The 1,537-nt window shown below is 68.9% G+C and carries 1 protein-coding gene; it reads right to left on the bottom strand.

From position 1 onward, the window contains the following. On the bottom strand, positions 1-1,425 hold a 1,425-nt coding region (locus FLX08_RS39795; RefSeq protein WP_167530771.1), incomplete at its 3' end, for an Ig-like domain-containing domain. Positions 1,426-1,537: the final 112 nt, after the last annotated feature.

Genomic DNA, 1,537 nt, shown 5'->3' with positions numbered 1-1,537 from the left:
ACCGGCCATGACGTAGGGGGTGTCGGTGACCCCGGGCGAACCGGCCGTGTCGAAGGTGGTGACTTCCATGTCGGCGGCGAGGGGCAGCGTGACCGCCGACGCCACACGCACCGGATAGGAGGTGCCGGCATCGGCCAGGAACGCCTGGTCCGGCGTGAGCACCAGCTCCGTACGGCCGTTCTTGGTAACCACGTCCGCGCCGGCCCCGCCCCGCTTGGCCGGCAGGTCCCTGGCGCCGCCGTCCGACACCATCGGCCGGGTTCCCGCGGCGACCAGCTTCTTGTCCTTGCCCTTCAGCAGCAGCCGGCCACCCTTGCCCTCCGACAGGGTCAGGCCCCCGTCTTCGACGCCGATCCGCAACTCCAACGGCTTGGACAGCCGCTGCCGCAACACCACCTCATGCCGGAACCCCGTAGGCAACGCCGTCACCACCAGGTCAGCCCCGACACCGGCGGCGTCGATGTAGGTGGCCACGCTGCCCTTGACCGTCGGCTTCGGCAACGGTGTCGACCAGCGCAACGCATACGACTTGCCGTCCGCCGTCATCTGCACGAACGGATCCGTACCACCGGCCGAGAACTCCACGACCGTGCCCTCGGCCAAAGCCTTGGGCCGCAGCTTCCCGCCCTGCTCGGCCAACGCGGTGTCGACCGGCACCCAGCCGCTGCCCTGCCTGGTCCGCACCGGACCGGTAGTCACCTCGGTCTTGAAAGTCTTTCCGTCGGGCTGGGCGTAGGTGATGCTGGTCGCGGTCGTCTCGTCGGCGACCTCGACGGCCTTGCCCTGCTTGACCGCCGCCGCAGAGGCGGCGACGCGTGCCTGCGACGGCACGTTGGAGATCGCGTTCCCGCTCTTTCCGGCGATCCACGCCGCCGTCTCGTTCAGGCTCGCATCGTGGTCGTTGCCCGACGAGTCGGCAGCCGTGCGGCCATCCCCCTCATCGAACCTCCAACGGCCAGCTGCCTGGTCGACCGTCCGGAAGGACCACGTGTACGGCTCCATCGTGTTCTCCCGGTCGTCCGTCGCCCAGGAGATCTCCACCAAGTACGTACTCCCGGGCTCCAGCGCCTGGTCCGGAGTGAACGTAACGACGCTGCCCTCATCGCTGTAGCCGAGGGAACCCGAGACTGTCACGCCGCCGGGCGCCTGTAACGCGACCTCGGCACCGCCGATCGGCTCGGTGAACGTCACCCGCACCACCGCTTCGAGCGGAACCTCGTTCGCGTCGGCAGCAGGCTCGTGGTTCAGGACCCGCGGAGCTACGACGTCCTCTCCGTCGCCGTTGCTGGTGTCGTCCGGCACCGGAACGGTCGGATCGTCCGGGCTGAACTTGTCGGTGCCGACGGTGTCCGCCATCCCGTTTTGGTTAGCGAGCGTGCCGTCAAGTACCGCGTCGGGTACATCGATCGACGCGAACTCCTCCACCGTCGTCCCCGCACGGGTCGACATCGCGACCGCCTCGTCGTAGTCGGAGGGTATGGTGTCCAGGGGCTCCGGTACGGCGATGACGACTGTCTCCTGACGCGGAGGCGCCGGG

Origin of the sequence: Microbispora hainanensis (assembly GCF_006874475.1) — a bacterium.
GTDB lineage: Bacteria > Actinomycetota > Actinomycetes > Streptosporangiales > Streptosporangiaceae > Microbispora > Microbispora hainanensis.
This window is presented reverse-complemented; position numbering and strand designations above follow the sequence as displayed.